The organism is Microcoleus sp. N3A4, from assembly GCF_036701805.1.
Taxonomy (GTDB): domain Bacteria; phylum Cyanobacteriota; class Cyanobacteriia; order Cyanobacteriales; family Microcoleaceae; genus Microcoleus.
Genome location: NZ_JAUBRJ010000036.1, coordinates 16,487 through 41,016 on the forward strand (window position 1 = coordinate 16,487; position 24,530 = coordinate 41,016).

Annotated in this window: 19 protein-coding genes and 1 pseudogene; 13 read left to right on the forward strand and 7 right to left on the reverse strand. The window is 47.4% G+C overall.

Annotated features, from left to right (window positions below; genetic code table 11):
• The first annotated feature begins 103 nt into the window (after positions 1–103).
• Positions 104–3,991, forward strand: a complete 3,888-nt coding sequence (locus QUA56_RS20520) for a DUF4347 domain-containing protein (RefSeq protein ID WP_333360921.1) — start codon at positions 104–106, stop codon at positions 3,989–3,991.
• An 87-nt stretch (positions 3,992–4,078) separates the two neighbouring features.
• Here the strand turns inward: QUA56_RS20520 and QUA56_RS20525 are convergent, their stop codons facing one another.
• The 3 genes from QUA56_RS20525 to QUA56_RS20535 all read right to left on the reverse strand — a co-directional run bounded on the left by QUA56_RS20525 (position 4,079) and on the right by QUA56_RS20535 (position 6,061).
• On the reverse strand, positions 4,079–4,981 hold the full coding sequence (locus QUA56_RS20525; RefSeq protein ID WP_333360923.1) for a PEP-CTERM sorting domain-containing protein: 903 nt from the start codon (positions 4,979–4,981) through the stop codon (positions 4,079–4,081).
• A 230-nt stretch (positions 4,982–5,211) separates the two neighbouring features.
• On the reverse strand, positions 5,212–5,367 hold the full coding sequence (locus QUA56_RS20530; protein WP_333360925.1) for a hypothetical protein: 156 nt from the start codon (positions 5,365–5,367) through the stop codon (positions 5,212–5,214).
• A 478-nt stretch (positions 5,368–5,845) separates the two neighbouring features.
• Entirely contained in the window at positions 5,846–6,061 is a 216-nt protein-coding gene (locus QUA56_RS20535) for a hypothetical protein (protein WP_333360927.1), read from the reverse strand.
• Between the two features lie 613 nt (positions 6,062–6,674).
• Here QUA56_RS20535 and QUA56_RS20540 point away from each other — a divergent pair.
• From QUA56_RS20540 to QUA56_RS20575, 8 genes and pseudogenes are all read left to right on the forward strand, one after another.
• A pseudogene (locus QUA56_RS20540) lies at positions 6,675–8,210 on the forward strand (ferredoxin--nitrite reductase); the annotation flags it as partial.
• Positions 8,211–8,267: 57 nt separating this feature from the next.
• Positions 8,268–8,561 (forward strand): 2Fe-2S iron-sulfur cluster binding domain-containing protein, encoded by a 294-nt coding sequence (locus tag QUA56_RS20545; RefSeq protein WP_333361006.1) that lies wholly within the window; start codon positions 8,268–8,270, stop codon positions 8,559–8,561.
• A gap of 208 nt (positions 8,562–8,769) precedes the next feature.
• The gene (locus tag QUA56_RS20550; RefSeq protein WP_333360929.1) at positions 8,770–10,092 is read left to right on the forward strand and encodes a CmpA/NrtA family ABC transporter substrate-binding protein; all 1,323 of its coding nucleotides are present in this window, start codon (positions 8,770–8,772) and stop codon (positions 10,090–10,092) included.
• Between the two features lie 169 nt (positions 10,093–10,261).
• The gene (gene ntrB, locus QUA56_RS20555; RefSeq protein WP_333360931.1) at positions 10,262–11,131 is read left to right on the forward strand and encodes a nitrate ABC transporter permease; all 870 of its coding nucleotides are present in this window, start codon (positions 10,262–10,264) and stop codon (positions 11,129–11,131) included.
• A 232-nt stretch (positions 11,132–11,363) separates the two neighbouring features.
• Positions 11,364–13,388, forward strand: coding sequence for a nitrate ABC transporter ATP-binding protein (locus QUA56_RS20560; protein WP_333360933.1), 2,025 nt, complete (start codon positions 11,364–11,366; stop codon positions 13,386–13,388).
• A 104-nt stretch (positions 13,389–13,492) separates the two neighbouring features.
• Positions 13,493–15,196, forward strand: a complete 1,704-nt coding sequence (locus QUA56_RS20565; protein WP_333360935.1) for a nitrate ABC transporter ATP-binding protein — start codon at positions 13,493–13,495, stop codon at positions 15,194–15,196.
• A gap of 373 nt (positions 15,197–15,569) precedes the next feature.
• The gene (locus tag QUA56_RS20570) at positions 15,570–17,765 is read left to right on the forward strand and encodes a nitrate reductase (RefSeq protein WP_333360937.1); all 2,196 of its coding nucleotides are present in this window, start codon (positions 15,570–15,572) and stop codon (positions 17,763–17,765) included.
• Positions 17,766–18,224: 459 nt separating this feature from the next.
• The gene (locus tag QUA56_RS20575; protein ID WP_333360939.1) at positions 18,225–18,536 is read left to right on the forward strand and encodes an RNA-binding protein; all 312 of its coding nucleotides are present in this window, start codon (positions 18,225–18,227) and stop codon (positions 18,534–18,536) included.
• A gap of 63 nt (positions 18,537–18,599) precedes the next feature.
• Here the strand turns inward: QUA56_RS20575 and QUA56_RS20580 are convergent, their stop codons facing one another.
• Positions 18,600–18,821: a hypothetical protein gene (locus tag QUA56_RS20580; protein ID WP_333360941.1), complete on the reverse strand. Its 222-nt coding sequence runs from the start codon at positions 18,819–18,821 to the stop codon at positions 18,600–18,602.
• Between the two features lie 210 nt (positions 18,822–19,031).
• Here QUA56_RS20580 and QUA56_RS20585 point away from each other — a divergent pair, with 210 nt between their 5' ends.
• Positions 19,032–19,490, forward strand: a complete 459-nt coding sequence (locus QUA56_RS20585) for a phosphate-starvation-inducible PsiE family protein (protein WP_333360943.1) — start codon at positions 19,032–19,034, stop codon at positions 19,488–19,490.
• 76 nt (positions 19,491–19,566) lie between these two features.
• Here QUA56_RS20585 and rimM read toward each other — a convergent pair whose 3' ends face one another.
• The 3 genes from rimM to QUA56_RS20600 all read right to left on the reverse strand — a co-directional run bounded on the left by rimM (position 19,567) and on the right by QUA56_RS20600 (position 22,394).
• Positions 19,567–20,208 (reverse strand): ribosome maturation factor RimM, encoded by a 642-nt coding sequence (rimM, locus tag QUA56_RS20590; protein ID WP_333360945.1) that lies wholly within the window; start codon positions 20,206–20,208, stop codon positions 19,567–19,569.
• 162 nt (positions 20,209–20,370) lie between these two features.
• Positions 20,371–21,003, reverse strand: a complete 633-nt coding sequence (locus QUA56_RS20595; RefSeq protein ID WP_333360947.1) for a response regulator transcription factor — start codon at positions 21,001–21,003, stop codon at positions 20,371–20,373.
• Positions 21,004–21,119: 116 nt separating this feature from the next.
• A complete protein-coding gene (locus tag QUA56_RS20600; RefSeq protein WP_333360949.1) occupies positions 21,120–22,394 on the reverse strand; it encodes a molybdenum cofactor synthesis domain-containing protein in 1,275 nt (424 codons plus the stop codon).
• A gap of 190 nt (positions 22,395–22,584) precedes the next feature.
• On the opposite strand from QUA56_RS20600, the gene QUA56_RS20605 reads away from it, so the two are divergent.
• From QUA56_RS20605 to cobO, 3 genes are all read left to right on the forward strand, one after another.
• Positions 22,585–23,124: a hypothetical protein gene (locus QUA56_RS20605; protein ID WP_333360951.1), complete on the forward strand. Its 540-nt coding sequence runs from the start codon at positions 22,585–22,587 to the stop codon at positions 23,122–23,124.
• A 91-nt stretch (positions 23,125–23,215) separates the two neighbouring features.
• Positions 23,216–23,794 carry a Uma2 family endonuclease gene (locus tag QUA56_RS20610; protein WP_333360953.1) on the forward strand — a complete coding sequence of 193 codons (579 nt, stop codon included), beginning with the start codon at positions 23,216–23,218 and terminating at the stop codon, positions 23,792–23,794.
• 58 nt (positions 23,795–23,852) lie between these two features.
• Complete coding sequence (gene cobO, locus QUA56_RS20615) at positions 23,853–24,488, forward strand: cob(I)yrinic acid a,c-diamide adenosyltransferase (protein WP_333360955.1); 636 nt, start codon at positions 23,853–23,855, stop codon at positions 24,486–24,488.
• Positions 24,489–24,530 lie beyond the last annotated feature (42 nt).

Here is a 24,530-nt window from a genome sequence, read left to right on the forward strand (position 1 = left end):
CTGGCTTATTTATCAATAAATCTTTACAGAGTTTTATGCGATAAACCCTTATGGTTGAGACAACAAATTTTTTACTCTTTTTTCAACCCGCAGTAGGTATCTGATGCCAAAATTAAATACTCAAGTTTCAGGAAGTGCGATCGCCTTTATCGATTCTCAAGTTGAAGATTATCAAAGTTTGATTGCCGGGGTAACACCGGGTAAGGAAGTAGTGGTTTTGGATGGGGACAGAGATGCGATCGACCAAATTACGGAAATTTTAGCTCTTCGTACCAATATTGACAGCATTCACATAGTTTCTCACGGTGCTCCGGGTAGCTTGCAACTGGGCAAAACTAGATTGTGTTCTGAAAATCTGGAAACTTATTCCGAGAAATTGCAGCAGTGGCGGAGTGCTTTAACTCAGGGTGCGGAGATTCTGATTTACGGTTGCAATGTTGCATTGACATCCTTCACCTTCATCCAGCGCATCGCCCAACTCACAAATACCAACGTTGCCGCCTCCAAAAACCTCACCGGAAGTGTAGCAAAAGGTGGGGACTGGGAACTAGAAGTGACAACCGGGAAAATAGCAGCCTCTTTAGCATTTCGGCCTGAAGTTCTAGCAGCATACAGCCACGTCCTTGCAACCTTCAGTGAAGCCAGGAACTATACTGTACCAAATGCTGGAGACATTGATACGGGCGACCTTAATGGTGACGGTTTCCTCGACTTAGTAGTGACAGGTAAGCAGGATCGCTTCTTCCCAAGAGATATTTCCATATTGTTGGGGACGGGCACTACGGGCAGCTTTGGTACTCCTATCAGCTTACTTAAGCCAGCAGGTAAGGAGAATCCCACTGGCGTTGTAGTGGGCGACTTTAATGGAGACCGTAAACTCGATTTAGCTGTAGCCAATCGTAAGGATGGACAAGGTAACGGCAATTTCGTTTCCATCCGGCTGGGGACAGGTACTGGCAGTTTTGGCGATCCTACCAACTTTGGTGAAAATATAGATCATGCTTCGATCGTAACCGGTGACTTTAATGGAGATGGTAAGTTAGATTTAGCCACAACTCCTTATCTGGATAACTTCATTTCAATACTTTTGGGAGACGGTGCTGGTAGCTTTGGCACTGCCGTTAAGATTAACACACAAGCACGCAAGTTTACTCTTGACACAGCCGACTTCAACGGCGACGGCAAACTCGATTTAGTCACGTCGAACTATGAACTGACTGATAACATCTCCGTTTTCTTAGGAGATGGTAAAGGCAACTTTAACTCCCCCGTTAACCTTACCTCCCCCGGAACTGAGTTTCGCACTGTCGTCACAGGCGACTTTAATGGCGACGGCAAACTCGATATTGCGGCTAATAACAACTTGAATCAATCTGTCTCAGTCTTCTTGGGAGATGGTACGGGTAATTTTGATACTGCTAACAACTTTAGTGTCACACCTTATCTATTTGGAGGTCCCGAATCTGTGGTTGCAGGGGATTTTAGTGGCGATGGCAAACTCGATTTAGCCACGTCTAACTACGTGCAGCAGGAACTTTCAGTCTTGTCAGGAGATGGTACGGGTAAATTTGGTACTCTCAGCAACTTTACGCTCCCGAAGGCCCCGAACACTGATGGTTATATTGCTTTTGCGGTTGCGAGAGATTTTAATGCTGACGGTAAGTTGGATATAGCTACGGCTTCCGGTCAAACTGTCTCGATTCTGCTGAATACATCGAATACAGTTAATTTTGGTGCGGCCACTTACAGCGGTGTGGAAGGAACAACAGACACAGTAGTTAATATTCCCGTCAAGATCACCGGTGGCACTCCCTTAAACGATGTAGTTGTGCCAATTCTCCTCGACTCCAGCAGCACAGCCACCCAAAATACAGACTACACCTTTTCCCCTACTTCGATTACATTCCCCGCCGGTGCAACAGGTGCCGCACTCACCAAGAATATTGCAGTTACTATCAAGCCAGACAATATCTCTGAAAATGCCGAAACCGCAATTTTCAACCTTGGCACTATTACCAATGGCGTTGCGGGTGCCACAAAAAAAACCACACTAACTATTTCCGATCCGGTTTCTGTTGCTTATGCCATTGCCACCGATACTGCCACCATTGACGAAGGCAATAGCGGCAAAACACCTCTAACTTTCACTGTGACTCGCAGCAACGTCACTAACGGGGCAAGTAGCGTCAAATATGCAATAGGAGGAACTGCTACCAACGGCAGCGATTACAACAATATCGGCGGCACTTCTGGGGCAAAAAATGCTACTGGCACGATTGATTTTGCGACGGGTGAAACATCAAAAACCATCACTCTGGATGTGTTGGGCGACACCACGGTTGAACCCGATGAAACTATAGCAGTCACCCTGTCAGATCCTACAGGCATCGCAGCGGTAACACCAATAATTACCACTGATACCGCTACCACAACTATTATTAATTACACTGCACCGACGCCGACACCGCCGACGCCAACACCAATACCTATATCAACGCCGACACCGACACCAACACCGCCGACACCGACACCAACACCGCCGACACCGACACCAACACCGCCGACACCGACGCCGACACCAGAACCGACGCCAGCGCCGACACCGACACCGACGCCGACGCCAACACCCACGCCGACACCAGAACCACCGACACCAACGCTGACACCAGAACCACCGACACCGACACCAGCGCCCACACCGACGCCGACACCGCCAACGCCGACACCGCCGACGCCCACACCAACGCCGACACCAGAACCACCGACACCGACACCAGCGCCAACACCAACGCCGACACCGCCGACGCCAACACCGACGCCAACACCGACGCCAGCGCCAACGCCATCGGAAACTCCGACGCCAGCGCCAACACCAGCGCCGACGCCGACGCCGACACCGACGCCAACTCCCACACCATCGGAAACTCCGACTTCACCAACTCCCACACCATCGGAAACTCCGACGCCGACACCATTGGCAACACCGACACCAAGTTCAACTGAAAGTGATTGCATTTGCAATACTATTAAATATCCAAATTTGGATTTACCCAATGAAGCTGAAAATATTATCACCAGCAATGGCAGCGGTGAAATCCAGTTTGGTACTCCCGATAATGACGCTTTTTACGGCAGTTCAAATCCGAACATATTCGATGCGGGTTTCGGCAATGACAACTTATATGGGGGCGAAAACAACGATACTTTTTACGGCAACAAACAAAATGATTTTATTAGTGGCGATCGGGGAGATGATATCCTGTTGGGTGGCAAACACAATGATATCATTTTCGGCGGTGAAGGTGAAGATATCATTTTCGGCGATCGGGGCAACGATTCGATAAATGGTCAGGAAGACAACGACTTACTTTTTGGCAATGCCGGTGCTGATTTTATCGACGGCGATAAAGGAAATGATATCGGATTGGGGGGTAAGGGAAATGATATTATCTTTGGCAGCGAAGGTGAGGATAGTCTTTACGGTAACTTCGGAGATGATAGTATCTGCGGAGGCGATGGCAATGATTTCTTAAGCGGAAATCAAAATAATGATTTGCTAGATGGATGCCTTGGGAATGACACTCTTTATGGTGGCAATGGTAACGATACATTGCTGGGAGGTAGCGGTGATGATGTTTTGTTTGCGGGCCGCGGTGATGACAGTTTGAATGGCGGTAATGGCACCGATCTTCTACTGGGTGGTAACGGTGATGATTTGCTGACTGGCGGTTTGGGAAGTGATGTTTTGTCAGGAGGTGCTGGCAACGACCGATTCTTGCTTTCCACCAATTCTGGCATCGATACTATCTTGGATTTTGAGGATGGCAAAGATTTGCTAATACTCGCCAACAATCTCACTTTTTCCAAACTGTCAATTACTCAAGAAAACAGTGCAACTTTCATCCGTTTGTCAGCAACAGGTGAAATTTTAGCCTCTCTCAATGGGGTGTCTGCCAGCCAGATTAATGCTGCCAATTTCAATCTAGCTTAGAGGAGTAGTAGATACAGCAGATTGCAGTTTATGAAGTGCAGGACACGGCATTGCCGTGTCCCTACGGGGAGCGATCTAAAATCCATTTCAGCTAATCTTGCGCTGAATTTTGCGTTTCGCCGCACCAATGCCTAGAATCCCAAATCCGGCTAAAGTACCGAAGATAGTAGCAGGTTCTGGTACTGGTTCAGCAGAGCCTTGTTCAAAAGAGCCTTTAATGGCGATCGCATCGTTAGCGCACTCGGCAAAAAAGTTAGCAATATAGTTCCCCGAAGGCATTGAGGATTTATTGAAACTGAATCCGATTGTTTGAGAACCTACTGCATTAAACTGAGCGAAATTAAGACCGAGGGCGCTCAAAGTTGCTGGCGTTAAAAGATTGATTTCTCCTACTTTTGTACCCGTAGCAATTGAGTTGAGAACAGTCCAGTTACCTGTTTGTTCAAAATAGGGGTCGGTGGCAGCTAAATCTCCCATAGACGGCGTTCCACCTGCTGATAGAACGCGATCGTTGAATTGACTTATATTTGTAAAGCCAGAGTTAATTTGGGTGACGTTCTTAGCAGTAACGTTACTGTAAATGCCTGTTGTGGCTACGCTGGAGTCATTTCCTCCGGCAAAGCGGATACCAAACAAGCTGCCGTTTGCGTTAGCTGTCTTGAAGTTTTGACCGGAAAAATTGAAGAATAAATCGCCGTAGTTGATGTTGCCTCTTTGAGTTAGTGGGTCGGCATATCCTGCTAAACTCAGATTGGAGTTAATCGCGATGAAAGCTGTATCTGATGTTTCTTTGATGGCGATGCCGTAAAATTCAAATTGGCCACCGCCGATTTGAGTCCCTGTCACACCGTCGCTGAAGGAATCGATCGCATAATTCCAGCCGTTAGATAGCGTTGCTGCTGTAGCTTTTTGTTGCTGTAGTGCGATAATTGCACATAAAACAGCCACTGAGTAAGTCCAGTGGATGCTGTTTTTAGTAATGGAATTCATAAAATGCTCCCTGGGAATAATTTTTAAAGTGTCCAGTCTGCTCGATCGACTATTTTTAATTTTTAGTAAATCATACATTCCGACCGAATTTATTAAAGTTTCGGTAAAGATTTTGTCCGGCGATCGCATCTCGATCGCTCTCCGTAGGGACACGGCATTGCCGTGTCCCTACCTCTGCTATTTACCTCACTCACTTACCTGAAAAGTATACAGAGGACACGGCGAGTGCCTTAGTCCCTACAATTAATCGCGGTAGGGACTAAGGCACTCGCCGTGTCGAAAGCTGTGGGTAATATTAATTCCGATGCTACCGGATTTGATATGATGTTGTAGATGCCGATGCCTGATTCTGTTAATATTTCGATTGTTTGATTAATAATTTTCATAACTTGCCTGCCATCTCCAGCCCTGTTCAATAGACCTCTTCAATAATTATTGTGGAACAGGCATCTTGCCTGTTCAAGACTGGCTTTTATGGAGATATCTAATAATTATAATTACGTTTGTTGTGATGACTTCACTGCTCAAACTCTAGAAATGCCGATCGCCCACAATTTTACTACTTTTACTACTATAAGCGATCGACCGAAAAGGGTCTCAATCGTTTAACAAAACTGTGAATCAGCACTTTTTCTGGAAGTGCTGCACAAAGCGAGAATTGGAGAATCAAAAAAATTTAGACGGCGAGTAGCGATCGCACGTTTTTAGAACAGTCAACAAACTTCCTGCAATACATCAGGTGCAGGCATCGCGGGTTCTTTCTAACTAGGGCGGTGGTTTCAGCACTTGAAGCGCTGCATAAATCAATCAAATTTCACAAATAGTTGCTCGCAACTATTGGGCCTTGCCATTTTTTAAATGCTGTTAACCTATCACCGAGAGTTCGTTGACTATCTTGACTCTTCCCTTGATCACAGAACGCAGCAGGCGGTTGATCGAAAGTCTGCATTCATCGTCGAGAGAGTCGTCTAAAACAGCGGCCATCAAACCGTAGCGATCGGCTAAAGTCAAACAACCCGTATCGGTAACAGAGGCAAGCATTTCGGAAATAGCGCCGGGGATAAGTTGAACTAAAAACATGAGACGTTCCCTTAATTCGATACTTGTATCATCTCTCGTTCTCCGAAAATCAAGAGTGACGCTGGCATAGCAAAGAACGTGATGTTTTGAGGCAAACTGTGTGACAGCGACGGCTCTAATTGTGTGACGAGCTGCGTTTTAAGTCTGCGATCGCAGTCACAACATTATCTTATATATTCCAATTTCCCCCTCTCCCCTCCTAAATCTAAAAATTTAGAGAGATTTTTCGGTTTTGTGGGTGTTTTTACCAATTACCCAATGTATAAAACGCATGGTCACAATGCGAAATATTCATAAAACTCAATATTTTGTAAAAATAGCTACGAATATTTACAGTGGTGCGCTTTACATTAGCTCATAACTAAGGTGCATCGAAACTCAGCGATCGACCGAACCATCGGTAGCAACTATAACCATAAATAGTTTTGCGACGTTCGAGCCAGCACCCAGTCAAGCTCAAGTTTACAGAAGACCAACCATGCTTAAAAGAAATTCCATCTAGTAACTAAATATACAGTTTTAAATCCATACAGTCACTAAGGTTAGCAGGAAACACACACTTTATGCTCCAAGTCAATACCTCCCCACACAAGCCAGCAGCGAGGGTAAACCGATGACCCAAACAGTAGAACCCAAAGCCCAAGCGAGCCTGAACAAGTTTGAAAAACTCAAAGCCGAAAAAGATGGCTTAGCATTAAAAGGCGAACTAGACCACTTCGCCACAATCGGCTGGGAAGCAATGGACGAAACCGATCGCGAGCACCGCCTCAAATGGCTCGGCATCTTCTTTCGGCCAGTAACTCCCGGCAAATTCATGATGCGGATGCGTCTCCCCAACGGCATCATTACTAGCAATCAAACCAGAACGCTAGCAGAAATCGTCCAGCGCTACGGCGACGACGGCAGCGCCGACATCACCACCAGACAAAACCTGCAACTGCGCGGAATCCGCATCGAAGACGTGCCAGACATCTTCCGCCGCCTCAAAGAAGCGGGCATGACCAGCATTCAGTCTGGCATGGACAACGTGCGGAACATCACGGGTTCCCCAGTCGCGGGCCTGGACGCGGACGAACTGATAGATACGCGGGAACTGGCGAACCAAGTCCAAGACATGATTACCAACAGCGGCGAAGGCAACCCCGCGTTTTCAAATTTGCCGAGAAAGTTTAATATTGCGATCGCAGGCTGCCGCGACAACTCAGTCCACGCAGAAATCAACGACATCGCCTTCGTACCAGCCTACAAAGACGGCAACATCGGCTTTAACGTTTTAGTCGGCGGTTTCTTCTCCGCCAAACGCTGCGAGGCGGCAGTTCCCCTCAACGCCTGGGCAAGTCCCAGCGACGTTGTAGATTTGTGCAAAGCAATTTTAACTGTGTTTCGCGATCGAGGCCCGAGAGCAAACCGCCAAAAATCGCGGCTGATGTGGCTGATTGACGAACTCGGAATCGAACAATTCCGAGCCGAAGTCGAACAAGAATTAGGTCGCACTTTGCCTCCCGCCGCCCTCAAAGATGAAATCCTCTGGGACAAACGCGACCACATCGGTATCTACGCCCAAAAACAATCCGGGCTTAACTATGTAGGGCTGCACGTTCCCGTCGGACGGCTAACTGCATCGGATTTGTTCGATTTGGCCAGAATCGCCGAGGTTTACGGCAGCGGCGAACTCAGGCTCACCGTCGAAGAAAACGCGATCATCCCTAACGTTCCCGACTCGCGGATTGAATCGCTGGTAAAAGAACCGCTGTTGCAGCGTTTTTCGATCGACCCCGCACCCCTGATGCGAGCATTGGTTTCCTGCACCGGCTCGAAGTTTTGCAACTTCGCCCTCATCGAAACCAAAAGCCGCGCCGTGGCAATGATTGAAGAACTCGAAGCCGAACTGTCAGTTCCCAAACCGGTCAGAATTCACTGGACTGGTTGCCCCAATTCCTGCGCTCAACCCCAAGTAGCAGACATCGGTTTGATGGGCACAAAAGTTCGCAAGAACGGCAAAACCCTCGAAGGTGTAGACATTTTCATGGGAGGCACAGTCGGCAAAGACGCTCATTTGGGTACTTGCGTCCAAAAAAGCATCCCTTGCGAAGACCTCAAACCAGTGCTGCGCCAACTTTTAGTCGATAACTTCGGGGCAGTTCCCAATCTATCTCAAGAAAATGAGGTAGCTTCCCTCAACCGGCAACTGCAACTGACGGTTGAGATGGACGAAACGGCAGTCCCGGCAGCCAAACCTCAGACATCTACTGTCATTTTCGCTCGATCGGGCAAAGAAGTTGCTTGCAGCGAAGATGAATTCATTCTCGATGTTGCCGATCGCGCTGGGATTGAACTCGATAGCAGTTGTCGATCGGGAACCTGCGGCACTTGCAAGCAAAAACTCCTAGAAGGCAAAACAGTCTACGACAGCCAACCCGACGCGGCGGCCGGCTTAGAACCGGGGTTCATTTTAGCTTGCAGCGCGCGGGCGATCGGCAAAGTGTCGATCGACGCTTAATCTCACAATGTGAGATGGATCGGGACAAACAAAATCATGTCATTTCACAGTCAACAGTCAACAGCGTCGCCCTGAGCGCAGTCAACAGTCAACAGTCAACAGTCAACAGTTAACAGTCAACAGTCAACAGTCACCTGACGGTGCAACCGGAATTGATATCGCATCTCACATTTCCACCATCTCAAAGTACAACAACAATTCAAGACAAATGAGCAACCTTTCCAGAAGAAAATTCATCATCACCGCCGGAGTAACAGCAGCCGGCACCCTCCTAGCCCACGGTTGCAGTTCCGGTTCCACCACATCTAGCGCAACTCCCAGCGGCGCCACACCCAGCGCCGCCCCAGCAGTCAACATCAACCCCGCCGACGCCCCAGAAGTTACCGCAGCCAAACTCGGATTCATCGCCCTCACCGACTCAGCACCCTTAATCATCGCCCAAGAAAAAGGGCTGTTTGCTAAGTACGGCATGAAAGACGTACAAGTTACCAAACAAGCATCTTGGCCAGTTACTCGCGACAACTTAGAACTCGGTTCCGACAAAGGCGGCATTGACGGCGCCCACATCTTATCCCCGCTACCTTACCAAATGACATTAGGCACTGTTACCAAAGGCAATCAGCCAGTGCCGATGTACATTCTCGCTCGGTTAAATACTAACGGTCAAGCAATTTCCCTCAGCAAAAAATACCTCGAATTAAAAGTAGGTACAGACAGCGCACCCCTGAAAGCAGCTTTTGGCAACCAAAACCTTCCTGTTGCTATGACTTTTCCCGGTGGCACCCACGACTTGTGGCTGCGCTACTGGCTAGCAGCCGGCGGTATTAATCCAAATACAGATGTTTCGGTGATTCCCATACCGCCGCCCCAAATGGTAGCGAACATGAAATCTGGCAGCATGGAAGCCTTTTGCGTAGGCGAACCTTGGAATGCTCAGCTAGTTACTCAAAAGGTAGGATACACCGCCTTAATAACTGGAGAAATGTGGAAAGATCATCCTGAAAAAGCTTTAGGTTTAAGAAAAGATTGGGTTGACAAAAACCCCAAAGCTGCTAAAGCAATAACAATGGCCGTACTGGAAGCCCAGCAGTGGTGCGACAAGGCAGAAAATCACGATGAGATGTGCCAAATCATCTCTCAAGATAAGTGGTTAAAAGTTCCAGTAGCAGATATTATCGGTCGCTCAAAGGGTCAAATTGACTACGGTACCGGCCGCATTGAAGCTGCCAGCCCAGTGGCGATGAAATTCTGGGCTGATAATACTTCCTATCCCTACAAGAGTCACGATGCTTGGTTCCTCACTGAAAATATTCGCTGGGGTTATATCCCGGCAACTACCGACATCAAAGCAACGGTTGATAAAGTTAACCGCGAAGATATTTGGAAAGCAGCAGCGACAGCACTTGGCGTTCCCGCAGCCCAAATTCCTGCTACGACTTCTCGCGGTGTCGAAACCTTCTTTGACGGCGTGAAGTTCGACCCAGAAAAACCAGAAGAATATCTGAAGGGTCTGGCAATCAAAAAAGCATAATTAGTCAAATGTTGACTGTTGACTGGGGACAGTTGACAGTTGACAAACGCCTAAAATTGATAGTGTTGGGCGGAATGAAACCGAGGGTTAGTTCCACGAGTCGAACCTGCTGAACTCTGTTCAAATTATCTACAAATAATCGATTATTCACGATACTGCAAAAACAAAAATGGCAACAAACCTCGCTGTTTCTAAAAGCAAAAATCCAGTAAATTTCGTTCTGGATCTGGTTCAAAAAAACCGCCGAAAAATCATCCGCCCGCTGGTAGCAATTACAGTTCTGCTCGTAATCTGGCAAATCCTTTGCAGCAGTCCAGAGTCGAGCTTGCCGGGGCCAATCAAAGCTGTCCAAGAAAGCTGGAATCTGATTATCAATCCTTTCTTCGACAACGGCGGTACAGACAAAGGCTTGTTCTGGCAAATTTTGGCTAGCTTGCAGCGGGTGGCGATCGGCTTTACTTTGGCAGCAGTTCTCGGCATCAGTTTGGGAATCCTGATCGGTACAAACTCCTTAATGTTCGATGCTTTAGACCCGCTGTTTCAAGTATTCAGAACTATCCCGCCTCTGGCTTGGCTGCCGATCGCCCTGGCCGTATTTCAACAGTTCAATCCCTTTGAAGCAATGGGGGTGAAAGCTAACGAAGTTTCAGCGCTTTTCGTGATCTTAATTACAGCAATTTGGCCGATTTTAATTAATACCACAGTAGGCGTTCAACAAATACCCCAAGACTACAGAAACGTCGCCCGCGTATTGCGCCTCCCCAACCAAAAATACTTCTGGAAAATCCTGCTACCATCTTCAGTTCCTTACATCTTCACGGGCTTGAGAATTGGCATCGGTTTGTCTTGGCTGGCGATCGTAGCTGCGGAAATGTTAGTCGGGGGCGTCGGCATCGGCTTCTTCATCTGGGACGCTTACAACAGTTCTCGACTCAGCGCCGTGATTCTAGCAGTGCTTTATGTAGGAATTGTCGGTTTAATTTTAGACAGAATTGTTGGTTTCATCGCTTCCAAAGTTGTTCCCGAAGAACAGAAATAGAATTTGGGCATGGGGCATGGGGCATGGGGCATGGGGCATGGGGCATGGGGCATGGTTGATTAGTGATTGGTGATTAGTTATTAGGAAGCGGGAATAATTATATATGCCCAATCCCCAATGCCCAATCCCCAATGCCCAATCCCCAATGCCCAATCCCCAATGCCCAATGCCCAATCCCCAATGCCCAATTAATAACTAGCATCTAGAAATTACAAACTAACCTAAAATTGCCATGTCAGTATTTGTTGAAGTAGACCACGTTGACCGCGTATTTAACTTGCCAAATGGAGAGCAATACATCGCTCTTAAAAATATCGAACTGAAAATAAAACAGGGAGAATTCATCACCTTAATCGGACACTCGGGCTGCGGCAAATCTACACTGCTAAATATCATCGCCGGCCTCGACAACGCAACTCAGGGCGGGATTACTTTAGAAGGGCGCGAAGTCCGCGATCCAGGCCCGGATAGAATGGTGGTGTTTCAAAATTACTCGCTGCTACCTTGGCTGACGGTGCGCGAAAATATCGCCCTAGCAGTAAATGAAATTTACAGCGGTAACTCTAAAGAAGATCGCGAGTTGGTGATCGAACACCACATTAAATTAGTCGGACTCGGACACGCCGCCGACAAACGCCCAGGCGAAATTTCAGGGGGGATGAAACAAAGAGTTGCGATCGCCCGCGCCCTGGCGATTCGCCCGAAACTGCTGCTGCTAGACGAACCCTTCGGCGCCCTCGATGCTTTAACTCGCGGCGGTTTGCAAGAACAGTTGATGAAAATTTGCGAGGAGAGCAAAGTCACCAGCGTGATGGTAACTCACGACGTGGACGAGGCTTTATTGCTCAGCGATCGCATTGTGATGCTCACCAACGGCCCGGAAGCGCAAATCGGGCAAATCCTCGAAGTGAACATTCCCCGCCCCCGCAAGCGCATGGAAGTTGTCAACCATCCGAGTTACTACGCGCTGCGTAACGAAATGGTTTACTTCCTCAACCAGCAAAAGCGGGTCAAACAGCGCAAGGCCAAACAACAACCGCCTGTCATCGCCCGCAACGGCCTGGAAAAAATCAACCTCGACATCGGCTTTATTCCCCTCACCGACTGCGCCCCCTTAGTCGTAGCCAAAGAAAAAGGATTCTTCAAAGCCCACGGCTTGGAAGAAGTTACTCTCAGCCGCGAACCTAGTTGGAAAACGATCGCCCAAGGAGTCGCTCAAGGACGGCTGGACGCGGCGCAAATGGTTGCAGGAATGCCGATCGCCATGCTGTTGGGCCTGGACGGCGAAGCCCCTGTGCCCGTCTGCAGCGCCCTCACGCTGTCTCGCAACGGCAATTCGATTGTTTTCGGCAAACACCTTTACAAACAAGGTATTCGGACATTAGAGGATTTCAAAGCTGCGATCGCCAAGAGTCCAGATAAAGTTCACACCTTGGGCACGGTACACTCCGCCTCCATGCACAATCTGCTGTTCCGCTACTGGCTGGCCGCCGGCGGCATCGACCCCGATCTCGACGTGGGCTTGACCGTGATTCCGCCTCCGCAGATGGTATCGAATTTAAAAGCAGGCAACATTGACGGCTACTGCTCGGGCGACCCCTGGAACTCCCACGCAGTCAACAGCGGTACGGGTTTTGTCATGGCCCGTTCCCTCGATATTCTGCCCGGACACATCGAAAAAGTTCTCGGCGTTACCGAAGATTGGGCTCAGAAATATCCTCAAACCCACCTCGCTCTCGTCAAAGCGCTTTTGGAAGCCTGCGACTACTGCGACGACCGCCGCAACCGCGAAGAAGTCCTAGAATTGATTAGCCAAGGACAATACATCGGCGCCGATCCGAAAGACATCCGTCCGGGGTTCATCGATCCGTACAACTCCGGTACGGAGGCAGAACCTGAAATGCTCTACAACTTCAACCAGTTCTACGTTGACAAAACCAATTGTCCAGACCGCCTAGAAATGGTGTGGGTGATGGCGCAGATGGCTCGCTGGGGACTGATTCCGTTCCCGAAAAACTGGGTGGAAGTGGTCGATCGAGTTTTGCGGCCCGATGTTTTCGGTCAAGCCGTGCGCGAATTGGGTTTGCCGGATATTTCCAGAGCTCGCCGGACGATCGAGCTATTTGACGGCACTGTGTTTAATCTAGACGACCCGATCGACTATCTTCACAATGTCAAAATCAAGCGCGGCGTCCGCATTGAAGAAATCTTAATTGAACAAATAGGCAGTCAGTGTTCCATCAAACTGCCAGCATAACCAGCAAATAGGAAGAGGGAATGAGGAGCAAGAAATCAGGAAACAAGACTCCACATTTCCCGCTTCCTAACTCCCTAATTTCAAATTCTCAATCCTAAGTTGTCATGACTAATACCCCAACCCAAAATCCCAATACTGAAAATATGCAAACTCTCAAAACCCCCCAAACAACCAAAATTCAAACGGAGAAGCCAGACTTTCTTACGATTAAAGACGTATCGAAAGTCTACGAAACTCCTAAAGGCCCTTACGTCGTTCTCGACGGTGTAAACCTGACTGTTAATGAAGGCGAATTTATTTGTTTGATCGGTCACTCGGGCTGCGGCAAATCAACTTTGCTGAATATGATCGCGGGATTCAACGGGCCGACAAACGGAGAAGTGGCCCTGCAAGGTTCGCAGATTACTGAACCAGGCCCCGATCGCATGGTGGTGTTTCAAAACTACTCGCTTTTGCCGTGGCTGACTGCTACTGAAAACATTCACCTCGGCGTTGAAAATGTTTACCCGGAAAAGTCCGCCGACGAACACAATACGATCGTCCAGGAACACTTGGAATTAGTCGGGCTTACCGAAGCTGGTCACAAAAGACCGGGCCAATTGTCCGGGGGGATGAAACAGCGGGTGGCGATCGCCAGAGCTCTGGCAACTCAACCCAAACTCTTGATTTTAGACGAACCTTTCGGGGCTCTAGACCCAATTACGCGGGAAGAGTTGCAGGAAGAATTGCTGAAAATTTGGCGGCAGCACAAAATTACCGTCATTATGATTACTCACGATATTGATGAAGCTTTGTTTTTGGCCGATCGCATCGTGATGATGACCAACGGGCCTGCAGCTTCGATCGGCGAAGATATGCACGTTCCGTTCAGCCGTCCCCGCAACCGGGTGCGGATTATGGAAGACCCGAAATACTACGAACTTCGCAACTTTGCTTTGGAGTTCCTGTTTTCTCGCTACGCGCACCACGAAGGCGATGAAGCAACGGACTCGGAGACAGAAGCCGCCGCGCTACCGATGCCATTACCTGCTAGCAAAAAGCCTGGGGCTGCTAAGACTGCTGACAGGCCGATCGCACCTGCACCTTTTGTGTCTCACGCAGCCGTTGCCTCAGAAGCTTCGCCGATCGAACGCGGCATCCTGGCAGCCTCGTGGTTGGTAGCAATGGTTACTTTAGCTGCGGTCAATATGTCTGTTGTTTCCAGCCAGCTAAAGCAAGCGAAACTAGCAGAAACTGCACCGCAGGCGGCGACTCCGGCGGCGGTTGTGAGTTCTCCCCCCAGCCCGGAAATCGCAGCAAGTTCGATCGCGCCAACTGCCAGCCCTGCACCCATCGCTGCCAGCCCTGCACCCATCGCTGCCAGCCCTGCACCCATCGCTGCTGCCAGTCCTGCACCCATTGATGCTGCAAGTCCTGCACCCATTGATGCTGCGGCTAGCCCTGCACCCATCGCTGCTGCTAACAGCGCCACCGCGCCCAATGCAGCAACCAGTGCCACATCAGAGATTTCTGACCAAGCCGAACTCGATGCGATCGGACAGCAGTTGTATGCACAAATCGACCAAAAATGGAGAACAACTCCGACATTTACCGAAAGTTTGACTTATCGGGTCAAAGTGAAACAAAACGGCGATATCCTACAGTTCGATCCCACAAATAAAGCAGCTAAAGATTTCATCAAAGAAACTCCTCTGCCGGTTTTGCAAACTCCTGCCGGTGCCGCAGCAGTCGCTGAAAAAACTGCTGAATTCCAAGTAACTTTTAGCCCCAACAACGGCGGCGTATTAGAAGTTAAAACAGGAAAGTAGGCGACATAATACTCCCGCACCAAATCTCAGGTTTGTATTAACAATCAAGTCCAAAGTAGTATCGGCCCGCTGTTTGAGTCCTGCAAAGATTCCTCCTAGCCCCCATCCTTGGGGGTGACAAGAATTAGGTTTTGATTCCCTCTGTTAGAGGAAGATTTAGGAGCAGCGATTTACTGGCTACAATCCAGATAGCTCTGGAGTTTGAGCGAGATAGCGGTTAATTTAAAATCAGGTATTGTCCGTTTATATGAAGCATTTTTGCGGTAATTTAGTAATTATTAAAACGTTATTTGCAGGAGCCATCAGTTCCTACTATAATAACAAATTACCAATTACCCATTAGCTTTCAAAAATTAGCATCTAAAATCACCAGATGGAAACTATAAAAACTCTTTGTCCTTATTGCGGTGTAGGTTGCGGTCTAGAAGTTGTTCCAGACAAAAAACAAAGTTGGAAAGTTCGGGGCGATCGCAATCACCCATCGAGTCAGGGCATGGTTTGTATTAAGGGAGCAACGGTAGCAGAGTCGATTCGGAGCGATCGGCTACTTTATCCGATGATGCGAGATACTCTCGACCAACCGTTCCGCCGCGCTAGCTGGGACGAAGCTTTCGATGCAATTGTTAACCGCATCCAAACAATTCGCAGCACCAGCGGCCCCGATGCTTTGTGCGTTTACGGTTCGGGTCAATTCGCTACAGAAGATTATTATATTGCCCAGAAACTCATGAAAGGTTGTCTGGGTACAAATAATTTTGATGCCAATTCTCGCTTGTGTATGTCTTCAGCAGTTTCGGGATACGTTCAAAGTTTTGGTTCGGACGGGCCGCCTTGCTGTTACGACGATTTAGAATTAACAGATTGCGCTTTTATTATCGGCAGCAATGCAGCGGAATGCCATCCGATTGTGTTTAACCGATTAGCAAAATACCACAAAAAACATCCAAATGTCAAGATGATTGTGGTAGATCCGAGGCGGACTCCGACTGCTGAAGCGGCGGATTTGCACTTAGCAATTAAACCGGGTACGGATATAGATTTGCTTAACGGAATTGCATATTTGCTGTTGCGGAGGCAAGCAATAGATCCTGAGTTTATTCAAGAATGCACGGCGAATTTTTCAGCTTTTGCTGAGGTTGTTAGCAGCTACACGCCGGAGTTTGTAGCCTCGCGCTGCGGGATTACTGTCAGCGAGTTAGAAACGGCGGCCAACTACTGGGAACAGTCGCAGCGGGTTTTGTCGCTGTGGTCGATGGGAATCAACCAGTCGTCGGAAGGCACGGCAAAGGTGCGATCGCTGATTAATTTGCACTTGATGACCGGTCAAATCGGCAAACCGGGATGCGGCCCGTTTTCCCTGACCGGCCAGCCAAACGCGATGGGAGGGCGGGAAGCAGGAGGACTGTCTCACTTATTGCCGGGATACCGGTTTGTGAAAAATGACGAACACAGAACCCAAGTCGAGGAGTTTTGGGGCATCGCACCGGGAAGCATTTCCCCGAATCCGGGCCGCACAGCTTGGGACATGATTGTGGGCTTGGAAACTGGCGATGTCGAGTTGCTGTGGATTGCAGCTACTAATCCGGTGGTGAGTATGCCGGATTTGGAACGCACTAAGGCGGCTTTGCTGCGATCGCCCTTTACTATTTATCAAGAAGCTTACTATCCCACTGAAACCTCAGCCTACGCTCACATCCTGCTGCCGGCAACGCAGTGGAGCGAAAAAACCGGAGTAATGACGAATTCCGAACGCCGCGTTACGCTTTGTCCCGGTTTCGACGTTCCCTCCGGGGAAGCGCGCGACGACTGGAGGATTTTCGCTGAAGTGGGCCGCCGGTTGGGTTTTGCCGAACACTTTGCTTTCGAGAACAGTGCGGAGGTTTTTACAGAGTACGCGCAGTTGACGCGGGGCCAGCCTTGCGACATGACCGGTCTGAGCCACGAATACATCCGCCAAGAAGGGCCGCAGCAGTGGCCTTGCCGGGAAAACGAGCCTGTGCATCCAGGGAACGAAGCGAAACGGCTGTATACTGACAGGCGTTTTCACACTCCTGATGCGCGGGCGAGATTTTCGGCCTATCACTCCCGGGGACTGGCAGAACCTCCCGATCCGAATTATCCGTTTGTGTTGACGACAGGGAGACTTTACGGACACTGGCACACGATGACGCGCACGGGTAGAACAGAAAAAATTAATCAATTGCACCCCGATCCGTTTTTGGAAATTCACCCCCGCGATGCTGCCAAATTGCAGATTAAGGAGGGGGATTTGCTGGAAGTTCGATCGCGCCGCGGCAAGGCGCAGTTTCCGGCAAAAGTCACAAAGGCGATCGCCCCGGGTACGCTATTTGTACCGATGCACTGGGGTTCTCTCTGGGCTGAAGGTGCTGAAGCTAATGCCATGACTCATTCTGCAAGCTGTCCAGATTCCAAACAGCCCGAGTTAAAAGCTTGTGCGGTGCAGTTGGTGCTGGTTGGGGCAGAAACAGCAGCAGAAGTTGCCGCAGAAGTTGCAGCAGAAGTTGGGGAATTTCATTGGGCAAAATCCACCCTAGCCGTCACTTCTTGAGCTGGCATCCAACTATGGGATGTGACAACTCACATAGCCCCACCAATCTCATCACCTTGGTTTCTTGCCGCAGGCTCGCGTAAAATCCTAGTTTTTTGTCAAAAAACCGGGTTTCTGAGCAGTTGCTGAGGCACGATCGCAGGGTGATCTACTGGACTCAAAACCTCTGTCGAGCGAGCAATTTTGAGCCATTACGCACCCTAAAAGCTAGGTTTCCCCGGCAGAACCCGGGAACCAGGAAAATTAAATTATTCTGAGTTTTTCCTTCTTTAATTCGGGGTTTTTCCTTCTGACGAATGACTTCTGCCTTCTTTGTAATTAATCGAGTCAGACAATTGCAGTTTGCACCTGTATGTGCTATCATCTTTTTACAAGGCTTTATTTTCGGCAGTACAGTTCGTTCTATCGGCGTTCCTCCGGATTTAAATCTCTACACCCTCTGATTCTGGAGAATGTTCAATGTCAATCTATGTCGGCAATTTATCCTACGAAGTAACGCAGGAGCACCTCAACCAAACTTTTGGAGAGTACGGAACAGTAAAGCGCGTTCAGTTGCCTGCTGACCGGGAAACAGGTCGGATGCGGGGCTTCGCTTTTGTAGAAATGTCTACTGAAGCAGAAGAAGCCGCAGCCATTGAGGCTCTTGACGGTGCTGAGTGGATGGGTCGCGACCTCAAGGTCAATAAGGCAAAACCCCGCGAAGAACGCGGTCCTTCTAACAGCGGTAACTGGGGCAACAACGATCGCGGTGGCAATTCTCGTCGCTACTAAACCACCCGAGCTAAATATTTAGCTCTCTTGTGTTGGGCCGAGCGAGCCGGGAGTCAACAATCATTATCTCTTGAGAGTTGTTGATTCTGCGATCGCACCGTTTCTTAAAGTCCTCAAAATATTGCTAGCCAATAGTTTGAGGATTTTTAATGGCAAAATTTTATTAATTAGGAGTACGATCGCGTGCGATCGATTCCTGACCGACATGAAAAACTCTAAAATATAATCGGCAGGCATAGCCTCCGCAGCCACCTTCCCCACAGCCTGGTGGCGCAGTGAAACCAAGCAATCGCAGAGTTGGGCGCTTGCAAACTGTACGGAACAATGACAGAATCATATCAAATCCGGTAGCATCGGAATTATATAGCGCTCACGTCGTCCATAGCGAACGATCTATGTCGTTCGCTATGGACACTCGCACTGATACGCTCCAAATATATGATTCCGATGCAACCGGAAACGATATCATCAGTGAATGATGACTAAATCACTGGTATGCTGAAAAAAATATTTAGGCAAATTTCTAAGTTAGGCAATGATGAACAATTTTTGCATTTTACAGAAAGTGTAGAAGTAATAATATCGAAAATTTTATCACTGGCGATGATTTTGGTAATTATCGTCAGCGTTTGCGATTTGCTGGTTTTTTTAGCAAAAGAATTGCTAAACGACCCCCAGACTTTGTTAAGAGATACGTTGTTTGTTATATTTGGATTATTTTTAAATATTTTAATTGCTCTGGAAATATTGGAAAATATTACAGCTTATCTCAAAAAGCACGTAATTCAAGTAGAGCTAGTAATTGTAACTTCTTTGATAGCAGTATCTCGAAAAATCATTATTCTCGATCTGGAAAAGAAAACAGCAACCGACTTGATTGGTTTGGCAACTGCAATTTTCGCGCTTTCCATCAGTTACTTGATAGTGCGGTACACAAATAGAGAAAATAATTAATATTGGGAATTGGAAATTCGGGATTGGGAATTGTTAATAACTAATATCATGTCCGGTCGCTCGACCGGACATGATATTATTCCAATAAACCAGGAGGAGGCACAATTTCAATTCTGCCTTGTTCTAAGTCAACAACTGGCACAATCTCTTCCACAAAAGGAATCAATATTTTTGTGGATTTAGGCTCTTTAACGCGAATTTTCCGTGGTTTGCGGGTATTTCTAGGGTCAGCGTTTGCTTTGGGAGTTTCAGGCTGTTTTGGCTTTTCTAATTCTGCGACGACAGTTTCCGACGGCGTTAGATTCGTTTCTACCTCTAAAAGGTCGTTACCTGCGGGAATAATATCACTTACCTTGCCTAAAATTTCCCCGGTTAACTGGTTAAAAACTTCCATACCGATCAAATCTTGGACGTAAAACTCATCAGATTCGAGGTAAGGTCGATCGGTCTTTTCAACAAACAACTTGCAGCCCCGCAATGCCTCAGCACCGTCGCGGTCTTCCACACCCTCTACCTCTACAGCATACAGCCCTTTGCCCGGGATGTAGCGACCGCCCAAAAACTCGATCGGTTCCGGTTCACTTTTATTAGGGCGCAAAATCCACCGCTTCCCCGGTTCGATAAACCTTTCCGGGAAATCCGAATCGGGATAGACTCGCACTTCCCCGTCCAAACCTTGAGCTGCTACAATTTTACCGATTTCTATCCATTCAGACATAAACTTTTTGGGAATTAGGAATTGGGAATTAGGAATTGGCAATTGACAATTGACAATTGGCAATTGGGCAGAAAAGCATCTTCGCAGAAAAGCATTGGTAGTAAACAACAAATAACTACTGACTACTGACTAATGACTACTGACTGCTGACTACTGACTTCTTTACACCAATCCAGTTCTCAGCGCTACAACGGCTGCTTGCACGCGGTCATCCACTGCCAACTTATTCATAATACCGCGAACGTGAGTTTTAATAGTATTTGGACTCAAGTAAAGCGCCGCTGCAATTTCCGGGTTGCTGTTACCTTCCACCATTAATCTTAACACCTCCAATTCCCGCTGCGACAACTGACCAAAAGTAGTTGTAGAGGCAGGGATCGGGGGTTTGAGATGTTCGATGACAGTACGGGCAATTTGAGGATCGAGGTATGTAGCCCCCTCTGCGGCGGCTGCAATCGCTGCTAACAGCCTGTCTACGGTAGCACCTTTAATACAATAAGCATCAGCACCACTAGAAAGAGCAGCAATAATTTCAGTTTCTGCCGTGTGAGAAGTTAACATTACTACTCGAACTTCCGGCAGTTGTGCTTTAATTTGCTGCGTCGCTGCTATGCCGTCGAGCCGCGGCAAACCGATATCCATCACAATAATATCAGGTTTGAGTTTCAGTGCGGCTGCTACACCTAAATAGCCGTCTTCTGCTTGTCCTACTATTTCTATTTCTGGGGAATCGGCTAAAACTTGCTCTAATCCCAGTTGCATCATCGGATCGTCTTCAACAATTAAAATTCTCATAATACGAAGGAAGAAGGAAGAAGGAAGAAGGAAGAAGGAAGAAGGAAGATTACTTAGTTGTTAATATGTTACATGAACTTATACCGAACCAATAACAAATAACCCATAACAACTAACTAAGGACTAACTTTTAAAACTTCAACGAATTCGCCCGGCCCAATCCAGGTGTCCCCTGGAGGCAAAACTGCTAAACCACTCGTATTGGCGAGGTTAATTAAATTCGCTGAATTTTGGCTGCCGCTAGCAGGTTCAAATTCCCAGACTCCGGCAACTAAATGTAGTTTACCCCAAACATAAGTTTCCCGCCGGCCGTGCGATCGCAATTCAACATTGCACCTAGCTTTGACAAACTCCGGCCCCCAAGCATCAGACCCAATTCCAGACATCTTTCTCAAAGCAGGCACAACAAACCTCCAACAGCAGACTAAAGCTGAAACCGGATTTCCCGGCAAACCAAAATAGAGACAATCCGAACTCGCAATCGGCGAATCCGATTTTTTTTGATTTCGTTTAAACGCAGCAACCGTTAAAGGTTTTCCCGGTTTAATCGCCACAGAACTAATGTGAATTTTTCCTCCCAAGTTCCCTAAGATTTTCTCAATATAATCGTAGTCTCCTACCGAAACGCCGCCCGTAGAAAGCACCACATCTGCTGTAGCAACAGCCCGATCGATCGCCTTATTTAACGCATTTTCATTATCACGAACAATCCCCAATCGAATCGGTTCAAATCCCATTTGTGCCAACAAAACTGTCAAAGCATACTGATTCGAGTCTACCAGTTTCCCCGGTATCAAAGGTTCGTCTGGGGATACCAATTCGTCACCCGTAGAAAAAATTGCCACCCGCAGGCGCCGGTAAACCCGAACTTGAATGCACTGTGCAGTTGCTAATACCGCCATTTCTGGGGCGTTGATAACCGTACCGGGAGTTAGCAAAGTTGTTCCTGCTTGATAAAAAGCGCCTTTGTGCCTGACAAATGCTTGCGGTTTTTCAGGAGAAACTAAGATAAAAATACGATCGCCCTCACGCCGCGTTTCCTCCTGCATTACCACCGTATCAGCACCTGCAGGCATCACAGCACCCGTAAAAATTCGCGCCGCTTGTCCCGCTTGTACAGTATGTTGAGGCTGATATCCCGCTGGAATCTCTTCAACTAAATCGAGTGCGACTGGTGTTTCGGCGCTGCAATTTTCCACATCAGCAAACCGCACCGCATACCCATCCATTGCCGAATTATCCCAATAGGGAAAATCCAGGGGACTTGTCACTGGCGCAGCCAAAATTCGCCCCGATGCTGCCAACAAGTCCACAGTTTCTACATCCCGCTGACTGTCGGGGGGTTGCGCCAAATTTAGAACGATCGATTCTGCTTCTTGTACTGACAGCATGACTGTCTCCTTGTTTGATAATACTCTTCTTACTTTAGCAAATTAGCAGCTATACTGGAGAAGTATTTTTTTATTTCTTTGCGGTCAAGTTTACTTGTATTGTACCTCGCTTATGACTGTTTTTCGCTCGGTTTTGCGACTCAATTGTTTATCGGTTTTGCTGGTGATAATCCTGCTGATATTAACTCAAATGTCAGGTTTAAAAGTTAGCGATTTATTCTTTCACCCTTTTTTCGCCCGCACTCCCAATGTTGCCTTGTTAACTCGCACCTTTCAACTATTATGTTCTGTGCCAGTCATTGTTTGTACTTTTAGCTATGGTTTGGCTAAAACTATTCAACCGCGCCATTCAGAAAATCGATTTATTTTGTTCTCGGCTTTGTTAACAGGTGGATTTCTCCTGAATGAAATTTACAGAATTCATATATATATGATAGCATTAGGAATTCCCAAGCTAGGAGTAAGTCTTTTGTACGCCCTTGTTTTGTCCTCCTACGGATGGTTTTTTCGGCGAGAACTACAGTTGACTCCCTACCAAATACTGTTAGCTGGGTTGGGCTTGTTGTTTTTTGCGATCGGCGTGGATTCGCTGCATTTAAAAAACCAGATAATTTCCAGTTTACTAGAGGGAGTACCTAAATTGTTTAGCGAAATTAACATTGCATTTTATTATTGGTATGTCTGCAAGTGTTTTGTAGAAAAAGCTTTTTATAAAATTGTTGACAGCTAATTGCAAACAAGCGATTTTGTTACAATATGATTTCCGCCAAAAATTGCCATGACAACTATTAAATAATCACAACAAATCCCGACAAAATACCATGATAGCAGTTACCATCAATTTTAATGCGATCGCCCAAATAACCGACGACCAATTTTATCAACTCTGTCGCGAAAACCCCGATGTCAAATTTGAACGCAACGCCCAAGGAGAAATAATCGTCATGTCACCCACAGGAGGAGAAACCGGAAACCGCAATTTTGAAATAGCTACTGATTTTGGAATTTGGAACAGACAAACTAAACTGGGAGTTTGTTTCGATTCTTCAACTTGCTTCAAACTGCCCAGCGGTGCAAATCGTTCTCCCGATGTTTCTTGGATTGAAAAATCAAGATGGGATGCACTAACTACCGAACAAAAACAAAAATTTCCTCCGATTGCCCCGGATTTTGTCTTAGAGTTAATGTCGCCCACCGATAGCCTAAAAGACACTCAAGACAAAATGGAAGAATACATGAATAACCAAGTAATACTATGCTGGTTAATTAACCGCAAAACCCGCCGAGTTGAAATCTATCGCCAAGGACAAGAAAAAGAAATTTTGGCATCTCCAACAGAACTATCGGGAGAAGATGTTTTGCCCGGTTTCGTGCTAAACTTGCAAGCAGTCTGGGAATAACTAGACATCTTGCATCTATCAGCGTTTATTTGCGTTCATCTGCGGTTAAAAAAATCTCATGGAAACCAATACAGAAACCACTGCAACCACTGGCTTAACAGCGGAACAGCACAAACAGAAAATGCAGCGCCGCCAAGAAGTACAGGCGCAGCGAATTGCTAACTCCTCCAAAGAAAAAGGTTTAATTATAGTCAATACAGGTAACGGCAAAGGCAAAACCACCGCAGCTTTGGGAATGGTTGTGCGATCGCTCGGTCACGGCTACCGCGTCGCCATAGTACAATTTATCAAAGGCGCGTGGGAACCCGCAGAGAAAGCTGTTTTTCAACTCTGGGAAAAACAGCTAGAATTTCATGCAATGGGAGAAGGTTTTACCTGGGACACGCAAGACCGCGATCGAGATATCGAAACAGCTCAAAAAGCCTGGGAAAAAGCTATAACTTTTATCTGCAATCCCGAATTTAAATTAGTGCTTTTAGATGAAGTTAATATAGCATTAAAGCTAGGTTATTTGCAAGTAGAACAAGTCCTAGCAGGGTTAGACCAAAAACCTGAAGAAACCCACGTTATTTTAACAGGTAGAGGCGCACCACCTGCACTAATTGAACGCGCTGACTTGGTGACAGAAATGACTTTAGTCAAGCATCCATTCCGGGAACAAGGAATTAAAGCTCAGCCAGGTATTGAGTATTAATAAATGTGGCATCAATTATTCAATTCCTCATCCAAAATCTCA